Origin of the sequence: Dactylosporangium sp. NPDC000555, assembly GCF_040300025.1 — a bacterium.
Lineage (GTDB): Bacteria > Actinomycetota > Actinomycetes > Mycobacteriales > Micromonosporaceae > Dactylosporangium.
On the sequence record NZ_JBEPDB010000032.1, the window covers coordinates 28444 to 51846 of the forward strand.

Genomic DNA, 23403 nt, shown 5'->3' on the forward strand with positions numbered 1-23403 from the left:
CCGTATCGGTGATGCAGGCCCTGCGGGGGTCTGACCACCCAGTTGGCCCGTTTCATCGCGGCGCTGGTCACCGACACCGACCCATGGCAGCACCCAGGTGAACCGCGGCGCCGGCCGCCCGGCCGCCGCGCTGGCCATGGTGTTCAAGCTCGCCGAATCAGCCCAAGAACGCTGGAGGGCAGTTACCGCACCCCACCTCGTCGCTTTGGTCCGCGCCGGAGCCCACTTCGAAAACGGTCATCTCGTCGAACGCCCCGAGGCCGCAGCGGCTCAGCCGACCGGAAAGGTGGCACCAGGTGCGGCGTAGTCGATGGGACCGTCGAATCGGGTCGAGGCACGTGCTACTGCCTGCTGCGGGGTGAGGAAACGCCCGACGTGCGTGACGATCAACCGTCCCGCCTGAGCCGCACGGGCGGTGTCGCCGGTGTCCTCTGGTGTGTGGTGGACCTGTTCCCCCACACTCGGGGCCTGGGCGCTCTCGGCCTCGCACAGCAGCACATCGCACCCCTTGGCCAGCCTCGTTAGGCCAGGGCAGGGGGCCGTGTCCCCGGAGTACACCAGCGACCGGCCCGCGGCCTCGACGCGCAGGGCGAAAGCGGGGATGCCGTGCGCCACTGCTCGGCTGGTCAGCGTGAGCGCCCCGACCCGCACCTGATGTCCGTCGTGCAGTTCCTCGACGGCGAAGGCGGATTCGATCGGGCTGCGGGTGGCGGTGTTGGTGAGGAAGTGGGCCAGCCGGTCGGCGATGCCCGGCGGGCCGTACAAGGGGATCGGAGCCGCGAGCTGGATGTCGGCGTAGAGCGCGCCGTAGTAGGCACTGAGGAGGTCTGCGCTGTGATCGGCGTGCAGATGCGAGATCCAGATCGCGTCCAACTCGTCCAGCCGGACATGTCGTTGCAGCTGAGCCAGCGTCCCGCTGCCCGCATCCACCCACACCCGGGAGCCCCCACCGGACACCAGGTAGCCGGAACAAGGGTTATCCACACTCGGGTATGGCGTTGCACAACCCAGAACCGTAAGACGGAGAGGCTCGCTGGTCATCCGCGAAGTCTAGAACGCTTGATCCACAGGTATTGACTACTTCTCTGCGGGGTGTGCGCACGAGTGTGCGCACGCTGGGTTTCCTATAGGGCGGGCGGGTGTGCGCACGGCTTGGGTGTGCGCACACCTCGGTCAACGGAGCGTGACCGGTGCCGCGACGCCGGCGGGGGTCAGCCGGTGGGCTTGCCGCGGGTCGCGGCGTAGGCGGCGCGTTCGGCTTCCAGTTCGGCGGCCATCGCGCGGCGCTCGGCCGAGGTGGGTTCGGAGATGCGGTGGGCAGGTGGTCGAGCCATTGGTTGAAGCGGCCGGGCGCTCGTCCGGGATCGGCGCCGGCTCGATGCTGGCGGCAGCGCGGCTGGACCATCCCGGAGGGTGCGCCGCCGTACGCCCGGCTGATGCTGCCGCCGATGCCGTCGGCGTTGCTCATCGTCAACCTCGGGGCGCCGTTGCGCATCCGCGGCGGTACCGACATCGAGACGGCCGAGTACGCCGACGGCTGCGTGGTCACCACGCCCACCCGCGCGTTGGAGTAATCCGGACTGGCGAGCAGGGGACGCGGGTGAGCGGTCCCAGGATGTTGGTGGTGGGGGCGAACATCGCGGGCCCGCGCTGGCCGCGCCGGCGGGGAGCCGAGGTGACCGTGATGGACCGAACCCGTGTAGCCAGCCGTACGGGCCACCGGCAGCAGCCGCTTCGCGTTGAACGGTTCGGCCAACCTGGTACCGGCGCCCGCCACCGGCCCGGGATTCTTCGGGGCTTGCGGACGTGCTGGTTGGCACCGCAAGTCTCGCGGCCCCGAAGGACCCTCAAAAGATCAATTCACTGGCCACAACCGGGAGTGGAACGGTGCCCATCAAGATGAGCGCGCCAGATGTACGACACCCTCTCGTGCCATTTCCTCGATTTCTGCCGGCGAGAACCCTGCCTGCGCGAGAACGCTTGCGCTGTCCTGTCCGACTGTGCGAACCGATCCCGGCAAGCGACCGGGCGTGCGCGAGAATCGCGGAGCGACCTGCGGCTCGTAACCGTCCGCCAACTGGTGGAACACGCCGCGAGCCGCCATGTGGGGATGCGAGGGCGCCTCGGCCAGGCTCAGCACCGGGGCTACGCAGGCGTCGGTGCCTTCAAAATGTCGAGCCCACTCGTCCCGCGTCCGGCCAGCGAAGGTGTCCTTGAAGGCGTCCCTCATCGCCGGCCACGAGGCCCGGTCGAACTGGTCGAACTCCAGATCGAGTCCTGTAAGGAGTTGAGCGAAGAACTGCGGCTCGATAGCGCCTACGGCAACGAACTTGCCGTCCTTGCAGCGGTATGTGTCGTAGAAAGGAGCGCCGCCGTCGACGAGGTTGGCCTCGCGCTCATCACGCCACACGCCGTGCGCGTGCATGCCGTAGAGCATTGTCATCAGCGACGCTGCTCCGTCGACCATGGCAGCATCGACGATCTGGCCGGCACCACTGCGGGACCGCTCGAGCAGAGCCGCGAGAATCCCCACCACCAGGAACATCGAGCCGCCTGCGAAGTCAGCGATCAGATTGGCCGCCTGGCGCGGCTTGTCGGTCCCACCACTGACGTGGAGCGCCCCGGTGAGTGCGGCGTACGTGATGTCGTGGCCCGCCCGTACGGCGAGCGGCCCGTCCTGCCCCCAGCCCGTCATGCGCGCGTACACAAGTCCGGGATTGATTGCGTGACAGTCAGCAGGTCCGATGCCGAGGCGTTCGGCCACGCCTGGTCGAAACCCCTCGATCAGGACATCGGCGTGGCGCACGAGCCTGAACAGCACGTCTGTGGCCCTGGGGTGCTTGAGGTCGATCGCCAGGTTCGGTCGGCTTCTGTTCAGCGCGTCGGATGGCGCATGCGGAAGCCCCGCGCCGCCCGGTCGGTCCACGCGGACAACGTCTGCCCCGAGCTCGGCGAGGAGCATCGCCGCGTACGGAGATGGTCCGATCCCCGCGATCTCGATCACCCGGATGCCGTCCAGCGGCCCGGGTTTCAGTCGATTCTCATTGGTCATCGTGATCCCGTCTGCAGGTAGGGGATGCGAGCCGGTACTGGCTCGTCCCGGCAATGTCGTCGAGTTGGGTTCCCACCAGGAGCCGAGGGGTCTGGTGAGGTACCGCCGGACGTCATCGTGCGCGTGACGTCGTCACCTCGTGGTCGTACCGATCGCCCACCGGCAGGTTCCGGAGCTTGGCCTTCTGAATCTTCGCCGTGGGGGTTTTCGGCATCTGGTCGAGGAACTCGACGAACCGCGGCGCCTTGAAGGGAGCGAGATTCTCCGAGCACCACGCGACGATGGTCTCCGGCTGCACGTCCCGGCCCGGTCGCCGGACCACATAGACGAGGACGTCCTCGTCGGACAGCTCTGACGGCACGCCCACGACTGCTGCTTCTTGGACGTCGGGGTGCTGCTCGATGATCCGTTCCACCTCCAACGACGAGATGTTCTCGCCGCGCCTGCGGATGATGTCCTTCTTGCGGTCGACGAAGTAGTAGAACCCGTCGGCATCCATCCAGGCGTTGTCGCCGGTGTGGAGCCATCCGTCGCCGTCCAGTGCTTCAGCCGTGGCCTCGGGGTTGTTGAAGTAACCGCGCATCATGGCCGCATTGCGGATGAGCAGCTCCCCCGTGGTGCCTGGCGGGACGTCCCTTCCATCCTCGTCAACGATGCGCGCCTCGGTACGCGGCACCGCTGGATCGGGATGGTGGCGGGGCTTCCCCATCGCGCCGGGTCGGCGTTCCCCGGTCAGCGACTCCGCGAGCCCGAAAGTCGTCTCGCTCATCCCGAACCCGGAGATGATCGTCATGCCGAACCTCTCCTCAAGCGCAAGGCGAGCCTCGTGGGTGTGTGCGGGCACGCCGTAGGCCACCTCGACGGAGTGATCGCGGTCGTCGTCGGCGGCGTCCTTCTTGGAGAGGATGGTCGCCATGGCCCCGATGTAGTTGAACGCTGTGACCTTGTGACGCTTGACCTCAGGCCAGAACCGCCGGGCACTGAATCGGGGAGCGAGGACAATCGCACCGTGCGCGCCTATGGCGCCCATGGAGGAGTATGCCTGGGAGTTGATGTGAAACAGGGGGAGGCAAGCATAGATCCGTCCACCGTCGGCCATACCCATCCACGTGGGGTAACTCTGTCCGGTCAGCACGAAGTTGGCCTGCGTCTGCATGACCCCTTTCGGATCTCCCGTCGTCCCCGAGGTGTAGATCAGGCTCATCAAGTCATCACCACGAGGGGTCACCTGCGGCGCAACAGTACTCGCGCTCGCCGCGGCTTCCGCGAAGCTTTCGTGCTGGGCATCACCATTGATGGTCAGCACTGCCCGGAGGTTCGGGTGCTCGACTTCGACGCCGTCGAGCACGGGCAGATACTTTGGCTCGGTCAGAACGAAACGCGCCTCGGAGTTGCCGATCAGGTACGACGCTTCTTGGTGTCGGAATCCGGTGTTGATCGCTACGAGACACGCTCCGATCTTGGCGAGTCCCAGCCAAGCCGACATGAACTCCGGGGAGTTGTCCATCATGAACGCCACGCGGTCGCCCCGCCGGATGCCGAGCCCCATCCACGCGTTCGCGGCGCGGTTCACGCTGGTGTCGAAGTCCTCATAGCTGGTCTCGGAGTCATCACCCGTCCAGATGAGATAAGGACGAGCGGGCACGCGAGCGGCCGCCGTCTCGTAGAACGACCGAAAATCGAGTGCGGGGGTAGTCATTGACTCTCCTAACAAGACTGTTTCTCATCAACCGTTGCCGCAGGCGCTCACCGCAGGAAAGCGAGCAGGGCTGCCGATCACGGCGAGGTGGTGTTCCCGTTCGGGCCGATGGCTTGCAGGCGCAACCGGTGCTTCATCAGCTTCCCCGATGCGTTCCGCGGAAGCTCCGACACGAACGCGTACTCGGCCGGCTGCTTGAAGCGTGCGAGGCGTCCTGACGTGTGGAGACGAAGTCGGTCCTCATCGTCGGGCGAGCCCTTGCGGAGCACCACGTACGCGAGAGGCACCTCGCCCCACTTCTGGTGGGGTTTGCCGATCACGGCCGCGTCGATGACGTCAGGGTGCTCGAGCAGGCATTGCTCAACCTCGGCCGATGAGATGTTCTCCCCGCCGCTGATGATCACGTCCTTCAGACGGTCGACGACATAGAGATAGCCGTCCTCGGTCATGACTCCGACGTCGCCCGTGTGAAGCCAGCCATCGCGCATGGATTCGGCTGTCGCGTCCGGACGGTTCCAGTACTCGCGGACCACGTTGGGGCCCTTGATGACGATCTCGCCGCGCTCTCCCCGGTCACGCTCATGGCCGCCTTCGTCGACGATACGCACGTCGACGAAGAACGACGGCCTGCCTGACGATCCGATCTTCTCGACGGCTTCTTCCGGCGACATCGTGCTGATGATCGCCGTGGCCTCGGTCATGCCGTAGCCGTTGCAGACGGGAATGCCACGCTGCGCGTACAGGCGGACGACTTCGGCCTTGACGGGCGCCCCGCCGCAATAGATCCAACCGACCGAGCTCAGGTCGGCCTCGTCGAACTCGGGCTGGGACGCGAGCATCTCCAGCATGACCGAGGCACCGAAGAATGAGTTGACCGCATGCGCAGGAATCAGTTCGAGGATTCGAGCCGGGTCGAAGCCGCGTTCCAGCACGACGGTTCCGCCCTTGAGGAACGTGTTGAGGAAGTTGACGTTGATCCCACCGATGTGGAACAGGGGTGCAGCCACCAGGGCAACGTGATCGGGCCCGAGCCCAAAGGTGCAGTCGTGCGAAACAATCGCGGAGATGAGATTATCGAACGTGATCATCACCCCCTTCGGCAGCCCCTCTGTGCCCGAGGTGTACATCAGGATGGCCAGATCCGTCCCGGCCGTCGCGACAGGAGGCGGTGGACTTGACCCCTCGGCGGCCAGCGAGGACAGGATCGGGCTCACACCCAGGTCGTTGGCGAGGATCGACGTGCACGGGGACTCGACCGAGATGCTCTCGATGGCCGGCGCAAGCGTCGTGTCGTAGATGAGGCACGAAGCGCCGGAATCTTCGACGATGAACTGAATCTCCCGAGCCGTCAGGCGCCAGTTGATGGGCGTCATGACCGCTCCAAGCCGGGCGCAGCCGAACAGCACGGCGACGAACGCGGGGTGATTGACACCCACGTAGGCGACGCGGTCCCCGGGACCTACGCCCAGGGCGCTCAGCCCCGCGGCAACCCGGGCGCACTCAGCATCGAGTTCGGCATAACTCCAGCTCTTGCCCTCGAACACCAAAGCGATTCGGTCAGGCGACCGGGCGGATCTCCGCGCGATCCATTCTCCAAAACCAGGCAGGGACGACATGCTGGATGAACCTCCGTTGAAATCAGCGAAAGGTGAGGTGGTCGGGTAGGTGCCGGGCGAGATGCCGCAGCAGAGACGCCTACGACGTGATTACGCCGAGCCCTGCGGCGGCATCAGCCAGGAGTTTTTGCGTGTATTCGTGCTGCGGACGGTGGTAGATCTGCTCGGCGGTCCCCTCTTCGACGAAGACACCGCGGTGCATCACGATCACGCGGTCGCTCATGTACTTGACGGCGCCGAGGTCGTGCGAGATTGACAGAATTCCCACTCCCGTGTCTTGCTGAACGTCTCGCAGGAGGTTGAGGATCTGCACACGGATCGACACGTCGAGCGCGGAGACAGGTTCGTCGAGCACGAGGCAATGCGGCTTGGTGCTGAGGGCTCTGGCGATCGCGACTCGTTGGCGCTGGCCGCCGGAGAGTTGATGTGGGAAGCAGTCACGAACACGGCGGGGTTCCAGGCCGACCTGCGCGAGCACCTCGTCGACCCTGGTGGAGATGTCCTGCCGGGACATGTCCCCGAGTTCCATCAGTGGCTCAGCGACCACTCTGGCAATCGACATTCGTGGATTGAATGATGTGTATGGATCCTGGAACACCGCCTGGACCCGCCGGCGGTACTCACGTCGCCCCGGCCGGTCAAGGCGCGCGATGTCCTTCCCTTCGAAGCAGACTACGCCCGACGTCGGCTGTTCCAGGCCCAGGGCCATGCGAATGCAGGTCGTCTTGCCACTGCCGCTTTCTCCGACGACCGAGACTGATTCGCCTCGAAAGACCTGAAGGTCCACCGAGTCCACGGCGCAGAACTGGACGCTCGGGGTGCCGAGAAGGGTGCGCTTGATGGTGAACAGCTTTTTGGCCCGACTCAGCTCAAGTGTGGGTGGTGTACGGTCGGACCGCTCGGGCACATCGTCCCGGTCGCTCACAGTGATGCTCGACGTAACGGGCCACAGCTGCTGAGTCCGCAATCCCTCGTCGGCACGGTGGCAGGCCACCTGGTGACCGGGCGCGATCTCGCGCAGTGCGGGTATCTCCGATACACATCGGTCCACCACTGCGGGGCAACGGTTCGCGAAGGGGCAACCCGCCTGCCCTTCAGCCGGGTCAGGCGGATTCCCCGGGATCGGGGTCAGCCGTTGACCGACTTCGGTGATCGACGGCAGGCAGCTCACCAGTCCCATGGTGTACGGATGGCGTGCGGAGCTGAACAGGGTCCTGGTGGCCGCTGTCTCAACCACCCTCCCCGCGTACATGACGGCTGCCCGGTCGCAGATGCGCGAGACCACTCCCAGGTCATGAGAGATGAACAGCAACCCAGCGCCGAGTTCGGCCTGGAGGCCGGACAACAGGTCCAGGTAGGCGGCCTGCACCGTGACGTCCAGCGCTGTCGTTGGTTCGTCGGCGATGAGCAGGTCCGGTTTGCAGGAGATCGCCGAGGCACCGACGATTCGCTGCCTCATTCCCCCACTGAATTGGTGGGGGTACTGCCTGACACGCCGCTGCGCGTCGGGGATCCCCACTCGTTCGATGAGGTCGACGGCGGCCTCATGCGCCTGCGAGGCGCTGGCTCCGCCGTGAACCCGCAGCGGTTCGGAAACCTGGTGGCCGATACGCAGCGCAGGGTTCAGGGACGCTGTGGGATCCTGCAGGATCGTGCCGATGCGGCTTCCCCGCAAGGCCCGCTTCGCTTTCTCGTCCAGGGCGCCCATGTCCTTTCCGAGGAACACGACCGCGCCCGCGTCGATACGAGCGCCGTGAGGCAGCAGCCCGAGCACCGCGTTAACGGTCATCGACTTGCCTGATCCAGACTCACCCACGATCCCGAGCGTCTCGCCGCGGGCGAGCTGCAGTGATACGTCGTGGAGGATCGAGAGCTTGCCACGAGCGGTGTCGATCGAGAGGCTCAGGCCATGGATCGACAGCAAGATGTCGTCACCTTGCTGCGACTGGGACGTCGAACTTGATGCCCTGCGCGGCACTGCGGCACCTGAGATGTTCATCGATGGCCTTCCAATCGCGGGTCAAACCGAACCCGCGCCCAATCACCAAGTGCATTGAAGCTCATAACAGCGAGGAAGATAAATAGTCCGGGGATCGCCGTGAGCCACCACGACGTGCTCATGTACTGGCGACCTTGGTCGATCATCGAACCCCACGACGCCTTGTTCGGGGGCAGACCGACGCCCAGGAAGCTGATGGATGCCTCGAGGACCACCGCGGCACCGATCTGTAGCGTGGCCAGCACGATGATCGAGGGCAGCACGTTGGGCAGAAGGTGACGAACGATGATCTTCCACGTGGAGCATCCGGCCACCCGCGCCAGGGCGACGAAGTCGGAGTTCTTCAGCACCAGGACCTCACCGCGAATCAGCCGGGCGTAGGTCGGCCAGAGCAGCAGGCCGACGGATACGAACACGGTCACGATGGACGGGGTGAAGATGGACGCGAGCAGGATCGCGATGAGCAGACCCGGGATGGACAACGCTACGTCCGTTCCTCTCATCAAGACGGCGTCGACCGACTTGTTGAGGATGCCGGCCAGGAGACCGACCGCGGTGCCGATCAGGCATGCCAGCGCCACCCCGACGACCCCGACCAGGAGTGAGACGCGGGCCCCGTAGGCGAGGCGAACGAATATGTCCCTGCCCAGTTGATCGGTGCCGAGCAGGTGAAACGCCCCATCACCTCCAGTCCGGAACGGCGGCGCGAGGCGTCCCTGGAGACTGCCTTGGCTTTCCCCGTAGGGAATGAGCCATGGGCCTACGACCGCGAAGACCGTGAGCAGAGCGACGCCTGCCATGGGTAGCCACGGCAGAACACGGCGGACAGGGCGACGCGAACGGATCCGACCACCTGGACGGCCCGCCTGTTCTGGCGGGGAGACGGCGTTGGTGAGGTCGTTCATCAGGCGCTCCTGATACGGGGGTTGAGGCAGGCGTAGAGAACGTCGACGACGAAGTTGCCCATGATGTAGGCGACAGACATGAACAGCACGATGACCTGGACCACAGGGAAGTCACGCTGGTTCACTGCCTGGACGACGGCCCGCCCGATCCCCGGCCATCCGAACACGGTCTCGACGATGATGGATCCGGAGAGCATGCTCAGCAGGACGAGCGCGCCGAGCGTCAGGACGCTGAGTGAGGCATTGCGGAACGCGTGCCGCCAGAGCACGGCTCGCTCGCTGACGCCTTTGACACGAGCGAATCGGACGTACTCGGTTCCGAGCGTCTCGAGCATGGAAGAGCGAGTCAGTCGAAGCAGCCCTGCGATGGCGAAGATCACCAAGGTGGTCACCGGAAGAATGAAGCTCTGCCACCCCTGCGAGCCGGAGGTGGGGAGCACTCCGAGGGTGACGCTGAACAGCAGGATGAGAAGAGTGCCGACCCAAGGGCTCGGCAGTGCCTGGGCGGCGGCAGCCAGTCCACGGACGCATCGATCGAAGCGTCCATCGCGTCGCGCGGCGGCATAGACGCCGGCGGGCACGGCCAGGAGTACCGTGACCAGGAAGGCGATCGATCCCAGCATCAGGGTTGCACCAACGCTGCTCATGACCACATCGACGGCCGGTCGGTGGTAGTGGATCGACTGGCCGAAGTCGCCGCGCAGCGCATTGGACAAGAACGTGAGGTACTGCTCCAGAAGCGAGCGATCGAGCCCCAGAGTGGCCCGCAGGCTCTCTATCTCTTCCGTGGTCGCGTTGGCCGACACCATGAGGTTCACCGGGTCGCCCGACGCACGTGCCAGCAGGAACACGATGATCGATGCGCCGAACACGGACACGAGCGCTTGAGTAAGCTTGACGAGGATGAACTTGAGCATCAGTACGCAACTAACTCTGACTGGATGGATAAGGGTCACAGGACATTGCTGCCACCGCGGCACCTCCGCCGGGGCCCTGTCAGCGGGCCGGTTCGTCAGCTGAGGTGGCGCGGTGGCGCGGAATCATCGGCCCGCCAGTGTGATGAACTGGTAGTTGTTCGGGCTGCCGTTGCCCGCCTGCAGTGTCCACCCGGCAACGCGGCCCGAGACTGCGAAGGTGGCGTTCTGAACCGCGATCTGCAGCCCGTACTGCTCATCGATCAAGCGGCTCATCATCGTTTCGATCAGAGCTGCCCTGGCTTTGGCGTCAGACTCTTGAACGATCCGTGCGATCTCGGCGTCGGTCTCGGCGTCATTGACCACGAACCGGAAGCCACCCGTCGACGCGATGGCGCGGGTGGACGCCGACGGCTTCATCGCCCCAGGCACCGAGTAGACAACCGCGTAGTCCGCGGACTTGCTCCTGGACTGGTTGTTGGCGATCACGGTGGCGGGGTCGAGCTTGGACAGCTTGACGTCGATCCCGATCGCCTCCCAGTACTGCCCGATCGCCTGGGTAATAGCCGACGTTTCGCTCGCGCCCCCCGAGTCGACGAGCTTGATAGAGAACCCATTGGGATACCCAGCGGCAGCCAGCAGCTTCCTCGCCTGATCGGGGTCGTACGACAGCGGCTTCCACGCTTCGCTGTAGCCGGGGAAGCCCTTGCGCACGTAGTAGCCGAACGAATCGGTGGCTCCCGCACCCGCGTAGATGGACTTGACGATCTCTTCCTTGTCGATCGCCATCGCCAGGGCGTGCCGGACCGTCTTGGCGTTCTTCGCTGAGGCGGGGTCTTTGCTGTCGCCGACCCATGGCATCTGTGGGCGGTAGTCACTGGTCGCCGGAGCCGAGAGTCCCGGGAGGACGACCCAGCTCTGCGTCGCATCGCGGGTCTCCATGATCTTGAAGTTCTGGGACTTGGCGCGCTTCAAGGTATCGCCGGCCACCTGGACCACGTCCACTTCGCCTGACTCGAGCGCCGCGAGTTGGGTGCTCACGTCAGGAATGACTCGAAGCACAAGAGTCGGGTAATCGGCGTCGCGAGCGAAGTGCCCCTTGACGCGCGTGAAGGTCACCTGCGAGCCGGCGCTCGTCGAGGTCCACTCAAACGGTCCCGTACCGACGGGCTCGCGCGCTGCGGTCTTGTCGCCCACCTTTTCGACATAACGGCGGGACAGGATCCATGCCGTGTCGCCCAGTGACTCCAAGAAGAATGGGTTCGGCTTCTTCAGGTGGAAGCTGACGGTGCGATCGTCGACCTTCTCGACGGATGCGACGTTCGAGCGGATCGCCTGGGCGGTGAAGCCCGTGCTGGACGGCTCCAGCCATTTCTGTGCCGTGAAGACGACGTCGTCGGCGGTGAGGTCGCCGTATCCCTTGTGGAACGGGACTCGCTCACGGAGGGTGAACGTGTAGGTCAACCGGTCTTCCGAGACCTGCCAGCTCTCCGCGAGGTCGGGCTCCGGGGCGCCGTCGCCCGAGATCGTGACCAACGTGTCGTAAACCTGGCCGTAGACAGGCAGGTTGGCGAGCACCGCGTTCCACGACAGCGCCGTGTCGTTGCCGAAGCTGTTCAGCACCACGGTCACCTGTCCGCTCGGGCCGCTGTCCTTACCGGCGGAGGAGCAGGCTCCAGCGCCGAGCACCAAGACCGACAGGGCCACACTCGCCACGCCCCGGAGGCGTTGGCGGCGAGGCCCCCGCCGAGCGGACATCCTCACGATTCGCTGCATCGTTGCACTGGGAAACGCCAGGTCCATACCCACACCTGTCCTTTTGCGCTCTGGGGTGTCGCGTTGACTAAGACAGCGTCTTGATTATGCTAGTGTGGCTACAGTCACAGGCGCTGTCAATAGCGTGTCGCGATCACTGCACAGCTGTCTCAGTGGGAAAGACATACTGTTCCAGACGGCGACTCCACTGCGAGATCGGGAAGGTACACGCGTGAGCTCCAGCCCAGACACTTCCGACAAATCGGCATCCACCTCTGCCCCGACCGTGACATTTCGCGTCACCACGCTGCTCGGCTTGGTGGGGCGACGAGAGAATGGGATCGGTCCGCGCGAGGCGGAGCGAGTCACCGGAATCGATCGATCCGCAGCCAGCCGATTGTTCCGCCAGTTGGAGGGCCTCGGTTGGGTCGAGCAGGTTGACGACCGTGGCACGTACACGGTCGGACCCGAGATGTTCGCCGTTGCGGCGGCGGTCAGGCAGCGAGACTCGCTCTGGAAGGCCGCGGGGCCGCTGCTCGCAAGCCTGACGGAGCGCTTCGACGAGACAACCTACCTCGCCGTGAAGCGCGAACACCGGGTGGTCTTCCGCGACAAGGTGGACTGCACCCAGCGCATCCGGTACGTGCTGGAGCTGAACGAGCCATTCCCCCTGACGACCGGCGCGGCCGGCAGGGCGATCCTCTCCGCCTTGACGCCGGCCGAGCGCGACGAAGTCCTTGCCGAGGGGCTCATCGCGTACACACCGAGCAGCGTCACCGATCCCGAGCGGTACCGAGCGCAAGTCGACGAAGATCGCTCCCTCGGCTACAGCTATTCGAGGAGCGGGTGGGTCGCCGGTGGCGGAGGTGTGGCGTCGCCGTTCTTCAACGCGGCAGGCGACTGCATGGGGGCCATCACGGTCAGCGTTCCGATCGACCGTCTGCCGGCCGATCGCGCGTCGGCCATCGGTTCCGTGGTCAGAGAGTCGGCACGGGCTTTGTCGCGGCGGCTGGGCTACTCAGGTGCCCCTTGGGGCGACGCCACGACGACCGGGAACCAATCCGTGGGTGAACCAGCGTCTTGACGGGGGCTCATCACGCGTCGGCTTGCCTGAGCGCCGAGTGTTGCCGGCGTAATCGGTGAGGATGGGCGGCACAGGAACGCCCCGCCAGTGGTTAACGGGCGGGGCGTCGGTGATCTTGATGCCGTGGTGGCGACGCTGTGGTGCTCGCGATGCCGGTTCGGGCTGACCGATGATCCACCGCTACCGGTTCATCTCCGAGCACCGCGTCACCTACGGCGTCACACCGCTGCGCCGCGGCCTGGCGGTATCCCGACGGCAGGCTATTACGAGTGGCACGCCGCCCAGCCACCCCGTCACTCAGGGCTTGAGCTGATCGTCAAGCCAGTCGCAGATGTCACGTTGAGCGATCGCGAGCGCGTCCAGCTGACAGTGCGCACATCCAGGCGTTCCTGCCGGGTACAGCTTCAGGGCCTTGTCGGGATGCTTGATGTCGTCATAAACGGCGCGAGCGTCAGACACCGGAACCAGGGCGTCACTCTCGCCGTGCATCACGAGCACCGGTGCCGACACGTTGCCCATCACATCGGGCCCCAGTTGGAACTTGCGTGCGTGCTCGATGAGCGCTTCACGTCCCTCGACCCCCAGGAACCGCTCCAGCTGCCGGATTCGGGAACCTCTGCGACCAGACGCGGCCTTCTCGTCGAAGACGCGGGGGTCGATCCCGTTCATAGCGCCCCAGATCACCGTCGCCCGCAGCCTTGGCTCGAACGCAGCAGCACGTGCGGCGAAGTACCCGCCGAGGCTCGACCCGATGAGTCCGATGCGGTTGGCATCGACCTCCACCAGCCCTTCCAGGTAGTCGACCGCCGCAGCGGCAGCGACCTCGAAGTCATAGCTCCCGTAGATTCCTCGCATCTTCGCCGCGCCCTGACCCGGGCCGTTGAGCAGGAGAACGGCATACCCACGCTCGGCCAACGCCGCACCGATCTTGAAGTACTGCTCCTCTGCCCACGCGTCGATACCGCCGAAGTCGATCACGGCTGGGAGTTGGGTGCCGTCGGCGACGTCGGGAACACACAGATAGCCGGGGAGGCTCGCCCCCTGAAACGGCACCTCAACCGGAACGAACGCGGGCTTCATGCGGCGCGCCGCCTCCAGGAAGCAGCGCACCGAGTCCTCCAGCCCCGGCGCGACTTCGGAGGCGCCGGAGATGTCCGCCAGCTGTCCTGAGATCCGGTGGTAGATCGTGGCGCGCAGGAACGCATCGCGCGCCGTGATGTCATGTCCACCGGCTGCTGATTCGCGGGCGTCCGCCTCGATCGAGTGCGCGAGCTTGGAGAAGCCCGCTTGCCATGCCGCGTCGTCTCCCACAGGAAGCGCCTTCGCCACGGAGTGGACCTCGCTGAAGTCGGCGCCCCTGACGTAGCAGTAGGAGAAAAGCCGAAGCATTTGCGTCGACCACTCGAGGTTGTCGGGGAAGTACTCGAATGCTCCGAAGGGAACGGAGTTGACTGATGAGTTGGCCGCCTGGCTGTTGGTCATGGTGTCCTCACTGATGGGGTTGTTGAGGGCTCGGTCGCGATGTGTCGCCGCCTCGACCGGAGACCGCCCGGCGACACCACGATCTAGGGCTCGATGGACAGGACTGCCGTGGCGTGAGCGGCGAGGGTCATCCCCATACCGTGCACCAGCGACACCGCGGCGCCGGGGATCTGCCGTTCATCCGCCTCCCCTCGCAGTTGCTCCACTGCGTCGAGAATCAGGTAGAGACCCAGCATGCCCGGGTGCAGGTAAGCAAGCCCTCCGCCACTCGGATTGAGTGCGAGCGAGCCGCCCGGAGCAATATTGCCGTCGGCGACGAAAGGCCCACCCTCACCCTTGGGGCAGAATCCGAGATCTTCGAGCAGGATCAGCAGGCTGATCGTGAAGGCGTCGTAGACGTGGGCCGTATGGATGTCAGCAAGGTCGACGTCTGCCATCTGTAGTGCACGTGTGGCGCTCACGTCGGCGCGCGTCCTCGTCAGGTCAGACATGCCGAGAATGTTGCGATGGTTGCTTTCCTCGGCTACGCCTCGCACATACACCGGCGGCCTTCGCATCGACCGCGCCCTGGCTGCGGACGTCACGATGACGGCCGCACCTCCATCGGTGACGAGGCAGCAGTCGTACTTGTGCAGAGGTGAGGCGATCAGTGGTGAGGCGAGCACGTCTTGCACGGAGAGCGGATCCGTAAATCGAGACCTCGGGTTCTTGACTCCCCACTCGCGTGCGGAGACCGCAACCTGCGCGAGTTGTTCGCTCGTCGTACCGAACTCGGACATGTGACGATTCGCGATCATGCCGAAACTGCCCACCGGGTGGATGAGTCCGTACGGCTCCTCGTAAGCCAGCTTTTCCGAAAGGCTGACAAGCTTGCCTCCGTCCGACCTCTGGGTGCTGCCATACGTGACCAGAGCCGTCTCGCACAGGCCGGCTTCGATCGCCGCCGCGGCGTGAGCCAGATGAGCGATGAAGGAGCAACCTCCAAGATTGCTGGAGTCCATGTGCCGTGGTCGAAGTCCCATGTACTCCGACACGCTGAGAGCCGGGAACGCGTGGTACGCCGAGGCGACGAATACGCCATCGATCTCATTCTTCGTCACCCCCGCGTCGGCTATCGCACGCTGGGATGCCTGAGCCGCCAGGCCCAGGGGCGAAAGGCCGTGACCCGGCGCAACATCCGCCTCGCCCACTCCCACGATGGCGACCTTGCTCCGAATGCTCATGCGGCGTTCACCTTTTCCACGGGACGGAAGTGCGGCAACGTCGCAACCTCGTCGAAGTAGGCCTGAACCTCGAGTCCCACCACAACCGAATCGACGTCGCATTCGTGCAGGTCGGCCAGGACGCGAAATCCCTCGTCGAGATCGACCAGCACGAGCGTGTAGGGCACCTCGGATTCAAAGCCCTTCGCACCGGCGCGATACTGAACCGTGAACGAGTAGACGATGCCGTGGCCGGCTGACTGCTCCTCGTGCAGCTTCGACGACCAGCAGGTCGGACAGATCGCCCGCGGGTACGACGGCACGGCACCACAATCCCCGCAGCGCTGGTACGCCAAGCGACCTTCCCGCGCCGCCGCGAACCAAGTGGCCTCTTCGCCCCGGGCAACCGGGACCGGCTTGTCAGAACTCATCGTCCGGCCGCGCACTCATAGGACTCCCATCAAACTGAGACGCTGTCTCATCGCAAGCTGCCATACGTCCACACCCGTTGTCAACGAATCCGCCTGCACGCCCTCGTTGACACCTGACACCGCAGGCGGATAGCTTCAGTAAGACACCGTCTCAATTGTAGTTCGATTCGGAGGTCCAATGAGCTCAAAGGGCGTACGTCGATGACGTCTCCTGCGCTCATGCGAGCGGTTCAGATCGCCTGTCATGATGGCCCGGCAGCGGTCGAGCTCGTGGAGATGCCACGACCAGTGCCAGGTCCAGGTCAGGTGCTGATCGAGGTGTCCGCGGCCGGGGTGTCGTTCCCGGACTTGTTGATGACTCGCGGCCGGTATCAGATGAAGCCGGAGCTCCCGTTCGTGCCCGGCGCGGAGATCGCCGGCGTTGTGGTCGAGTCCGCGCGAGGGTCGCGTTGGAGACCGGGTGACCGTGTCGCAGCAGTTCCGGGGCTGGGCGGATTCGCGCAGTACGCCGTCGTGAATGAAGAGTTCGTCTTGCCGATCCCCGACGGCCTCGCACTCGAGACCGCGGCCGCGATGCCTGTCAACTACCTCACCGCATACTTCTCGTTGGTCCACCGGGCCCAGCTTGCGGCCGGCGAGAGTGTTCTGGTGCACGGGGCGGCCGGCGGCCTCGGAAGCGCATCCATACAGGTCGCCAGAGCGTTCGGCGCTGGGCACGTCGTCGCCGTCGTATCCTCCCCGGCCAAGGGAGAGGTCGCGATTCGCGCAGGCGCAGACGAGTTCGTCCTGGTCGAAGGCTTTGTCAGCCATGCCCGCAACCTGGGGGGCGTCGACATCGTGGTCGACCCTGTTGGCGGAGACCGATTCACCGATTCGCTGCGGGCGTTGCGTGACGACGGTCGGCTCCTTGTCGTGGGGTTCACCGCCGGCGAGATCCCGACAGTCAAGGTCAACCGACTACTCCTCAACAATGTGAGCGTCGTCGGTGCCGGTCACGGCGCCTACACATCTCGGCGCGCAGGCTACGAGCAAGCCGAGTGGGATGCATTGCTCCCGCATATCGAGTCAGGGCTCCTCGATCTACCGCAGCTCACCACGTTCCCGCTTGAGACGGCCGCCGAAGCCCTGCGCGAGATGGATGAGCGTCGCGTGCTCGGCAAGGTGGTCTTGACTCTCTGAGGTCGTCGCCGCGATTGCGATGTCCGAGCCCGGGACCGGGTCGAAAACTGCAGGCCATCGGGACCCAGACGTTCATCAAGAAGGATCTGATCTCTCGTGCAATCTGAAGCAGTGACGGAGACTCCTACAGCGCCAGGGGTGACTGCGGAGGTCCATGGTGGTGTCGGGCTGATCTCTATCGCTCGTCCCGACCGGCTCAACGCGCTGACCAGCCAGACGACCGTGGAGTTGCGGGACGCATTGCTCGCGATGGATGCGCGTCGGGAGGTCGGTGCGGTGGTCCTTCGTGGCGAAGGCCGAGCCTTCTGCGCGGGGGCCGACCTCGAGGCTGGGGTCGGCGACACGTCGTTCAGCGACCCCGTGGAGGCGATGCAGGCCGGGCTTCGTCACGGCACAGACGTGATCTGGGCGATGCGTACGATCCGTCAGCCGGTGATCGCTGTCGTACAGGGGCACGCGATCGGCGCTGGGTTCGCGTTGGCTGCTGCCGCCGACGTCCGAGTCATCGGCCCGGAGGCGGCGTTTTCGGCCCCCTTCCTTCGGCTGGGGTTGACCGTCGGCGACCTCGGACTCTCGTGGTTCCTGCCACGGATCATCGGCCTCGGCCGAGCGGCTGAACTGTTCTACTCCGCCGGCGTGATCAAGGCCGATCGAGCTGTCGAGTGGGGGCTGGCGACCCACGTCAGCGCCGACCCACTGGCGGAGGCGATGGAGTACGCCGCGGGGGTGGCTGACTTCCCCTCGTTCGGGGTCCAGACGAGCAAGGATCTGATCAACGCTGGTGGATCCTCCGGCCTGCGCGAGCATCTCGACGCCGAGGCACGGGCTCAGGTCATCGCAGGACTGACCGGCGCAGCGCGACGCGCGATGGGCCGCGCCTCCGAACGAACCACCAAGAAGAAGAGCGACCAGCGACCATGAACCGCCAGGCCAGCCCACGTATCAGTGACGAGCTGCGCGAGCAGGGCTGGCCGATGCCGGACAACACGAGGCCCAGCTCATGGCCGAGCTGGGCCTCGTCGCCAGGGTGCAACGACGCCGGCGTGAGCTGACCCGGCCGGGCATGCGGCCAGCCGCCCCGGACCTGGTCAAGCGGAAGCTCACCACGCCCGCGCCGGACGTGGCCCGGTGCGGCGACACGGCCGAGATCGTATCCAGGGGATTGACACCAGGCGTTGCCAGAGGCTACAGGTCGTGGCGGTCAGGCAGGACGCGAGAGATGGTGCGGGTTGGACACGAGCAATCGTTCCCGCACACTCGCGCGGACGGTCTCAATGACCTCATCAGAGCGGTCGCTCAGAGAGCCATCGAGAATTGCTCGGCTCAGCGCCTCGTCGTCACAAACCCCGAGCCCTTCCAGCCGAGCACGGTGGCGAACGCCATGTTCATCGCGAAGACGCAACTCTCTGCGAAGCGTGCGCATCACGTTGGCGGCAATTCGCGCGTTGAAACCGAAGCGTGCCCCCAGGGGAATCGCTTCGGACTCCAAGAATGCCTCGACGCCGGCCGCCAGGTCGTCCGCGGTAGGCCGGCCGTACCCGCCGTGCGGTTCCGGCCCGCCCTCCTCGAGTACGTCTTCCGCACGGAACGGCGCGTCAAGACCAAGGCCGAGCATAACGTCGAACTCTTGCTCAGCGGCACGGCGACCGATTGCGAGCAACTCGATCGAGGTCTCAGCCCCGCTGAGGTGCCGGTCAGCCTGCAGAGCGCAGCCGAGTCCCCACCTGATGGTGGCGTACAGCTCCCACCAATGAACCTGCGCCGCACTCGGCCGCCATCCGGTGACCGATTCGTAACCGTCAAGCAGCTCATCCCGGGTGCCTACGCCGGCGGCTGGGAGCGCTGAGCCGAATCGCCAGACCTTCGCGCACAGCCAGCCGATGTCCTCCACGGGATCCCCGATATGGGCGCACTCCCAGTCGAGCACGGCACGCAAGCCCTCGCGTCCCAGGATGAGGTTGCCGAGCCGCAGGTCACCGTGCACCAGGCACTGCGACGCTGGTGGGGGCCGATTGTCGCGCAGCCACGCCACACCGAGCGCGAGGCCTGGGTCGGGCGGCCTGTCGCGACCGGACGATGCGAGCAGTCGCAGGATGGGGTCCGGATCCAGCGTTCGCAGCTCTTCGGAATCGATCGAGGCGCCGTGGATGCGCCCGAGTGTTTTTCCCAGGTCACCGGCGAGATGTGCCCTCACATCCGCGAAGGCGTCTTCGCGCAGGATGCGACGCGCAATGGTCTCTCCGTCGACATGGTCCATCAACATGTAGGTGCCGCCGACGACGTCGTCGCTGCCGACGACGTGCACGCGAGGAACTGGGACCCCGGCCGCCGCCGCAGCTGCCATGGCATCGGCCTCGAGCCGCAGCGAACCGGACCCAATGTTCTCCGCAGTGGAGATGCGTAAGACGTACCGCCGCTCGCGGCCCGCTTCGCCGAAGGTCACGAGCAGCGTTTCCCGGCTCGCACCACCTGTGAGCCGGTCAAGGCAGACGTCATCGTTCGTGCCGATCGCGCCTCGGACGATCTGCTCGAGTCGCCGCGAGCGCTGACTCTCCATCGCGGTCATAGGAACCCGAACATGTGGCCGGCCACCCGCCGGATCTGCATCTCTTCGCTTCCCTCAGTAATCCGATAGCGCCGGTGGTGCCGGTAGATGTGCTCGAACGGCTCATGCCGGGTATAGCCGACGCCACCGTGAACCTGCATGGCCTGATCCGCCGCCTGGCACACCAACCGGTTGCCCCGGTAGTTGCACATCGACACCAGATGACCGATCGTCACGGCCGGCAATCCCGCAGCGTGAAGCTGGTCCATTTCGAATGCGGTCCTGTGAATGAGCGTCCGGACAAGCTCGGCCTCCGTGCGCAACTCGACCAGCGGCCACTGGATCGCTTGGCGCGAAGCGAGCGGACGACCGAACGTGACCCGGTTCTTCGCGTACTCGACCGACCGATCGATGCAGTACAGGGCGGCACCCACGCCTGTGGCAGCCTGCCGGATGCGGTTTTCGTGGACGAACGTCTGAGCCACCGCCAAGCCCTCCCCCTCTCCCCCGAGGATCGCGTCGTCGGGGACCCGCACTTGATCGATCGTCAACTCGGCATGGTCGGTGGGCATGTTGAGGGTCCACCAGTAGAACGGAATGTCGAGGCCCGGGGCGTCCAGTGGGACGATGAACGCGGTGATGCCCGTAGCGTCGCCGGCCTTGCCGGACGTCCGAGCGAAGATCACGTCATGGGTGGTCCCCGGCGCGATCGTGTTGAAGCGCTTGGTCCCCGTGATCACCCAGTCACCGCCATCGCGTACCGCACGGGTAGACATCCACGTCGCATCACTGCCGTGTTCGGGTTCAGTCAGCCCAAAGGCAAGTCCCATGTCCCCGGTGATGCACGGCTCGACGAACTGTTCACGCTGAGCCGCCGTGCCGAAGCGGTGCATCAGCTCGACCATGACGAGATTGCCCACGACCGAGTGCTCGTTCTGCAGGTCGTTGTGCAGTCCTAGTCCGCGACGTGCCAGGTGCTCACGAATCGCGGCCATCTCAACATTGTCTCCGCCGTTGCCGCCGAGTTCCTTGGGCATGCTGTGGCGATAGAAGCCCGCCCGATCGGCCCGCCGGCGAGCTTCGGCCAGCAGTTCCAGCCAGTCTTCGCGAGGAACACCGCCCTGCTCGATGTCCGTCCGCGAGAACTCCCTTCGATGATCGAAGAAGCGTGCGTTGTCGTCCTCCTGCTCAAGCGGCACGATCTCTCGCTCGATGAAGGTGTCCAACGACCGTAGAAGGTCTTTCAGGTCGGGAGCGAGTTCAAGGTTCATGGGTCATCCTTTTGGCTAGGCCGAGGCGTGGGGCCGGTGGACCAGTGGGCTGGATGGACGCTGGGCTGCCGTCGACGCAGCATCGATGGCGCTCCGCGGGGAACCACCCGTCACGAGGGCCTGAGCCCGTCCAGCCTCACGCGGACGTCATCCCTCGTACCCGCCGCCGGTGACGATCAGCTGCCCCGACACGTAGTCGGCTTCCGGGTAGGTCAGCATGACGACCGAGCCGGCTGCCTCCTGAGTGCTGCCGGGTCGCCCGAGCGGGATGCGGTCCTTGAGCGCGTCCAGGAGCTGCGGGTTCACTCCAACCTTGATCTCTCGCCCCTCGACGGTGATCGTCGAATTGGCGTCCGCGCTCGTCTCGGTCAGACGCGTGTGGATGAAGCCGAACGCGACGCAGTTGACGTTGACGTTGTAGCGGCCCCACTCCTTCGCGAGAGTCTTGGTGAGGCCGATGACCCCGGCCTTGGCCGACGAGTAGTTCGACTGCCCGGCAATGCCGAAGACACCGGCGACGGAGGAAATGTTGACCACCTTGCGGTGGACGACCAGCCCCTGCGCACGCTCCTTCTTGACAGCTGCGCTGATGACAGGCTGCGCAGCGCGCAGGATGTCGAACGGCGCCTTGAGGTGCAGGTCGACGATCGCGTGCCACTGCTCGTCGGTCATCTTCTGGATGACCGCATCCCACGTGTATCCGGCATTGTTGATGATGATGTCGATCCCGCCGAAGTTGTCTACCGCGGCGGCCACAAAGCGGTCCGCGAAGCCCTTCCCCGTAACGCTGCCGGGGACCGCGAGCGCCTCGCCGCCGCTCTTGACGATCTCCGCGACCACCTCGTTCGCGGGATCGGCGTCGAGGTCGTTCACCACGACCCGAGCGCCTTCCTCGGCGAGCTTCAGGGCGATCGAGCGACCGATGCCGCGACCGCCGCCGGTCACCATGGCGGACTTGCCTTCAAGCTTTCCCATTGTCTGCCTTGCTTTCATCGCGCTGTCGTCTCCTTGCCGCAACGACGTGCGGCGGACGGTGGCCGAGGGCGGTGCGTACGTGACCGCGTATGGATGGCGCTCAGCGCCCGGTCGAGGAGCGCGTGCGCTCATGGGCACCGGAATCGTTGCTCAGACGGCCGGACAGGATCTCGGCGAGCCAGTCGAAAATAATGTCCGCGCCTGATTCGAAGTTGTCCATCGACACGTGACCGGCGCCGCCGAGCTCGGCCGTTCCGCGGACAAGGTCCACGCGCGGTGAGCCCGTTGCCGCCGCCACGGTCTGCTCCGCGTTCTCCCACGGCACGAGGTGGTCGTTCTCGCCGTGCAGCACGAGCAGTGGTACGTTCAGCTGCGACAGGACTGGCGCCAGGTTGAAGTCGTCCATGACCCGTAGCGCCTCCTCCAGGGTTTCCTGTCCCGTCACCCACAGGAGCTGACTGGCGGGAGCCGACAGCACGGCGTCAGAGCCGTACATCTGACGGACCCGCGGCCCGGCGTTGAAAGCGGCCCCCCATGCGGCGCAGCACTTCAGGCGCTTCTCGAACGAGGCCGCTCGCGGCGCATAGTAGCCGCCCAGGCTGTTGCCCAGCAGGCCGATACGGTCTGGATCCACGTCAGCGCGAGTCTCGAGATAGTCCACGCAGGCCGCGATGGGCACCTCGGTGTCGAACCGTGCGGGCATGCCTCGCAGCCGCAACGCCTCACCGACGCCCGGGGTGTCCACGACGAGCATGGAGAGTCCGCGCAGTCGGGCCTGATCACCGCGACGCAGGTACAAGATCTCCTTGAACATGTCGAAGCCGTCGATGTTGATGACGGTCGGCGACGGCCCGGGACCGCCGGCGGGTATGAAGAGGCAGGGCAGGCTGGTCCCCGCATAGGGAACCTCCACGAACTCGACCGGTTCACCTGAGCACGCGACAAAGGCAGCGAACTCGTCCAGGACCGAGCGGTAGGCGACCTGCTTCCTCTCGTCCGTGGCGTCCAGGTAGCGCTCGGCGAGGATGTAATAGATGCACGCCCTGCGGTGCTTGTGCGCGGCGGTGAACAGCCTGCCGGCCCTCTCGTCGACGCTCGCCTGGCCAGCGACCAGGTTGGCGACCGCCGACCAGGACTCGTACCAAGCCACCCCGGCGGGGGTATCGCCACGCTCGGCGAAGCTCCGGCAGGCACGATCGACCTCGTTGACGTCGGCTCCGGTGTTGAGAGCGAGCAGTACACCTTGGGAGTACATGGGCTCATCGGGAAAATACTGAAACGTCATTTGGCTTGC

20 protein-coding genes and 1 pseudogene are annotated in these 23403 nt (G+C 65.5%); 5 read left to right on the forward strand and 16 right to left on the reverse strand.

Annotated elements, in window-relative coordinates; all coding sequences use genetic code 11:
- Positions 1–91: 91 nt before the first annotated feature.
- A pseudogene (locus tag ABT297_RS20435) lies at positions 92–307 on the forward strand (IS256 family transposase); the annotation flags it as partial.
- Here the strand turns inward: ABT297_RS20435 and ABT297_RS20440 are convergent.
- Positions 271–1041: an MBL fold metallo-hydrolase gene (locus ABT297_RS20440; protein WP_350551735.1), complete on the reverse strand. Its 771-nt coding sequence runs from the start codon at positions 1039–1041 to the stop codon at positions 271–273. The pseudogene ABT297_RS20435 and the gene ABT297_RS20440 sit on opposite strands and share 37 nt — an antisense overlap.
- A gap of 170 nt (positions 1042–1211) precedes the next feature.
- The gene (locus ABT297_RS20445; protein ID WP_350551737.1) at positions 1212–1334 is read right to left on the reverse strand and encodes a hypothetical protein; all 123 of its coding nucleotides are present in this window, start codon (positions 1332–1334) and stop codon (positions 1212–1214) included.
- Between the two features lie 102 nt (positions 1335–1436).
- On the opposite strand from ABT297_RS20445, the gene ABT297_RS20450 reads away from it, so the two are divergent.
- A complete protein-coding gene (locus tag ABT297_RS20450; RefSeq protein WP_350551739.1) occupies positions 1437–1574 on the forward strand; it encodes a hypothetical protein in 138 nt (45 codons plus the stop codon).
- 320 nt (positions 1575–1894) lie between these two features.
- On the opposite strand, the gene ABT297_RS20455 is transcribed toward ABT297_RS20450, so the two are convergent.
- The 7 genes from ABT297_RS20455 to ABT297_RS20485 all read right to left on the reverse strand — a co-directional run bounded on the left by ABT297_RS20455 (position 1895) and on the right by ABT297_RS20485 (position 11817).
- Complete coding sequence (locus ABT297_RS20455) at positions 1895–3052, reverse strand: CaiB/BaiF CoA transferase family protein (RefSeq protein ID WP_350551741.1); 1158 nt, start codon at positions 3050–3052, stop codon at positions 1895–1897.
- 112 nt (positions 3053–3164) lie between these two features.
- Positions 3165–4751, reverse strand: a complete 1587-nt coding sequence (locus tag ABT297_RS20460) for an AMP-binding protein (protein ID WP_350551744.1) — start codon at positions 4749–4751, stop codon at positions 3165–3167.
- Between the two features lie 77 nt (positions 4752–4828).
- Positions 4829–6367 carry an acyl-CoA synthetase gene (locus tag ABT297_RS20465; protein WP_350551747.1) on the reverse strand — a complete coding sequence of 513 codons (1539 nt, stop codon included), beginning with the start codon at positions 6365–6367 and terminating at the stop codon, positions 4829–4831.
- Positions 6368–6446: 79 nt separating this feature from the next.
- The gene (locus ABT297_RS20470; protein WP_350551750.1) at positions 6447–8291 is read right to left on the reverse strand and encodes a dipeptide ABC transporter ATP-binding protein; all 1845 of its coding nucleotides are present in this window, start codon (positions 8289–8291) and stop codon (positions 6447–6449) included.
- A 71-nt stretch (positions 8292–8362) separates the two neighbouring features.
- Positions 8363–9271 carry an ABC transporter permease gene (locus ABT297_RS20475; protein WP_350551753.1) on the reverse strand — a complete coding sequence of 303 codons (909 nt, stop codon included), beginning with the start codon at positions 9269–9271 and terminating at the stop codon, positions 8363–8365.
- Complete coding sequence (locus tag ABT297_RS20480; RefSeq protein ID WP_350551755.1) at positions 9271–10188, reverse strand: ABC transporter permease; 918 nt, start codon at positions 10186–10188, stop codon at positions 9271–9273. The genes ABT297_RS20475 and ABT297_RS20480 overlap by 1 nt, the downstream gene beginning before the upstream one ends.
- Before the next feature lie 123 nt (positions 10189–10311).
- Positions 10312–11817 carry an ABC transporter substrate-binding protein gene (locus ABT297_RS20485; protein WP_350551757.1) on the reverse strand — a complete coding sequence of 502 codons (1506 nt, stop codon included), beginning with the start codon at positions 11815–11817 and terminating at the stop codon, positions 10312–10314.
- A 355-nt stretch (positions 11818–12172) separates the two neighbouring features.
- Here ABT297_RS20485 and ABT297_RS20490 point away from each other — a divergent pair, with 355 nt between their 5' ends.
- Positions 12173–13024: an IclR family transcriptional regulator gene (locus tag ABT297_RS20490; RefSeq protein ID WP_350551759.1), complete on the forward strand. Its 852-nt coding sequence runs from the start codon at positions 12173–12175 to the stop codon at positions 13022–13024.
- Positions 13025–13321: 297 nt separating this feature from the next.
- Here ABT297_RS20490 and ABT297_RS20495 read toward each other — a convergent pair whose 3' ends face one another.
- The 3 genes from ABT297_RS20495 to ABT297_RS20505 all read right to left on the reverse strand — a co-directional run bounded on the left by ABT297_RS20495 (position 13322) and on the right by ABT297_RS20505 (position 16139).
- Positions 13322–14506 (reverse strand): alpha/beta hydrolase family protein, encoded by a 1185-nt coding sequence (locus tag ABT297_RS20495; protein ID WP_350551762.1) that lies wholly within the window; start codon positions 14504–14506, stop codon positions 13322–13324.
- Between the two features lie 83 nt (positions 14507–14589).
- Entirely contained in the window at positions 14590–15729 is a 1140-nt protein-coding gene (locus tag ABT297_RS20500; protein WP_350551764.1) for an acetyl-CoA acetyltransferase, read from the reverse strand.
- On the reverse strand, positions 15726–16139 hold the full coding sequence (locus tag ABT297_RS20505) for a Zn-ribbon domain-containing OB-fold protein (RefSeq protein WP_350551766.1): 414 nt from the start codon (positions 16137–16139) through the stop codon (positions 15726–15728). Before ABT297_RS20505 ends, ABT297_RS20500 begins: the two co-directional genes overlap by 4 nt.
- A gap of 306 nt (positions 16140–16445) precedes the next feature.
- Between ABT297_RS20505 and ABT297_RS20510 the strand changes: the two genes are divergently transcribed.
- Both ABT297_RS20510 and ABT297_RS20515 read left to right on the forward strand, forming a co-directional pair.
- Positions 16446–17318, forward strand: coding sequence for an NADPH:quinone oxidoreductase family protein (locus tag ABT297_RS20510; protein ID WP_350551769.1), 873 nt, complete (start codon positions 16446–16448; stop codon positions 17316–17318).
- A 138-nt stretch (positions 17319–17456) separates the two neighbouring features.
- Entirely contained in the window at positions 17457–18239 is a 783-nt protein-coding gene (locus ABT297_RS20515) for an enoyl-CoA hydratase/isomerase family protein (RefSeq protein WP_350551772.1), read from the forward strand.
- Positions 18240–18519: 280 nt separating this feature from the next.
- Here ABT297_RS20515 and ABT297_RS20520 read toward each other — a convergent pair whose 3' ends face one another.
- The 4 genes from ABT297_RS20520 to ABT297_RS20535 form a co-directional block, all read right to left on the reverse strand.
- Entirely contained in the window at positions 18520–19884 is a 1365-nt protein-coding gene (locus tag ABT297_RS20520; RefSeq protein WP_350551775.1) for a phosphotransferase family protein, read from the reverse strand.
- Positions 19881–21134, reverse strand: a complete 1254-nt coding sequence (locus ABT297_RS20525) for an acyl-CoA dehydrogenase family protein (RefSeq protein WP_350551777.1) — start codon at positions 21132–21134, stop codon at positions 19881–19883. The genes ABT297_RS20520 and ABT297_RS20525 overlap by 4 nt, the downstream gene beginning before the upstream one ends.
- Positions 21135–21281: 147 nt before the next feature.
- A complete protein-coding gene (locus ABT297_RS20530; RefSeq protein ID WP_350551779.1) occupies positions 21282–22127 on the reverse strand; it encodes an SDR family NAD(P)-dependent oxidoreductase in 846 nt (281 codons plus the stop codon).
- Positions 22128–22209: 82 nt separating this feature from the next.
- Positions 22210–23394, reverse strand: coding sequence for an alpha/beta hydrolase family protein (locus ABT297_RS20535; RefSeq protein WP_350551781.1), 1185 nt, complete (start codon positions 23392–23394; stop codon positions 22210–22212).
- Between the last annotated feature and the right edge of the window lie 9 nt (positions 23395–23403).

Coding starts and splice junctions, on each gene's coding strand:
- ABT297_RS20445 (WP_350551737.1), bottom strand. CDS start 1,334: ATGGCTCGACCACCTGCCCACCGCATCTCCGAACCCACCTCGGCCGAG.
- ABT297_RS20460 (WP_350551744.1), bottom strand. CDS start 4,751: ATGACTACCCCCGCACTCGATTTTCGGTCGTTCTACGAGACGGCGGCC.
- ABT297_RS20520 (WP_350551775.1), bottom strand. CDS start 19,884: ATGACCGCGATGGAGAGTCAGCGCTCGCGGCGACTCGAGCAGATCGTC.
- ABT297_RS20455 (WP_350551741.1), bottom strand. CDS start 3,052: ATGACCAATGAGAATCGACTGAAACCCGGGCCGCTGGACGGCATCCGG.
- ABT297_RS20465 (WP_350551747.1), bottom strand. CDS start 6,367: ATGTCGTCCCTGCCTGGTTTTGGAGAATGGATCGCGCGGAGATCCGCC.
- ABT297_RS20500 (WP_350551764.1), bottom strand. CDS start 15,729: ATGAGCATTCGGAGCAAGGTCGCCATCGTGGGAGTGGGCGAGGCGGAT.
- ABT297_RS20505 (WP_350551766.1), bottom strand. CDS start 16,139: ATGAGTTCTGACAAGCCGGTCCCGGTTGCCCGGGGCGAAGAGGCCACT.
- ABT297_RS20450 (WP_350551739.1), top strand. CDS start 1,437: ATGCTGCCGCCGATGCCGTCGGCGTTGCTCATCGTCAACCTCGGGGCG.
- ABT297_RS20495 (WP_350551762.1), bottom strand. CDS start 14,506: ATGACCAACAGCCAGGCGGCCAACTCATCAGTCAACTCCGTTCCCTTC.
- ABT297_RS20440 (WP_350551735.1), bottom strand. CDS start 1,041: ATGACCAGCGAGCCTCTCCGTCTTACGGTTCTGGGTTGTGCAACGCCA.
- ABT297_RS20480 (WP_350551755.1), bottom strand. CDS start 10,188: ATGCTCAAGTTCATCCTCGTCAAGCTTACTCAAGCGCTCGTGTCCGTG.
- ABT297_RS20530 (WP_350551779.1), bottom strand. CDS start 22,127: ATGAAAGCAAGGCAGACAATGGGAAAGCTTGAAGGCAAGTCCGCCATG.
- ABT297_RS20475 (WP_350551753.1), bottom strand. CDS start 9,271: ATGAACGACCTCACCAACGCCGTCTCCCCGCCAGAACAGGCGGGCCGT.
- ABT297_RS20525 (WP_350551777.1), bottom strand. CDS start 21,134: ATGAACCTTGAACTCGCTCCCGACCTGAAAGACCTTCTACGGTCGTTG.
- ABT297_RS20535 (WP_350551781.1), bottom strand. CDS start 23,394: ATGACGTTTCAGTATTTTCCCGATGAGCCCATGTACTCCCAAGGTGTA.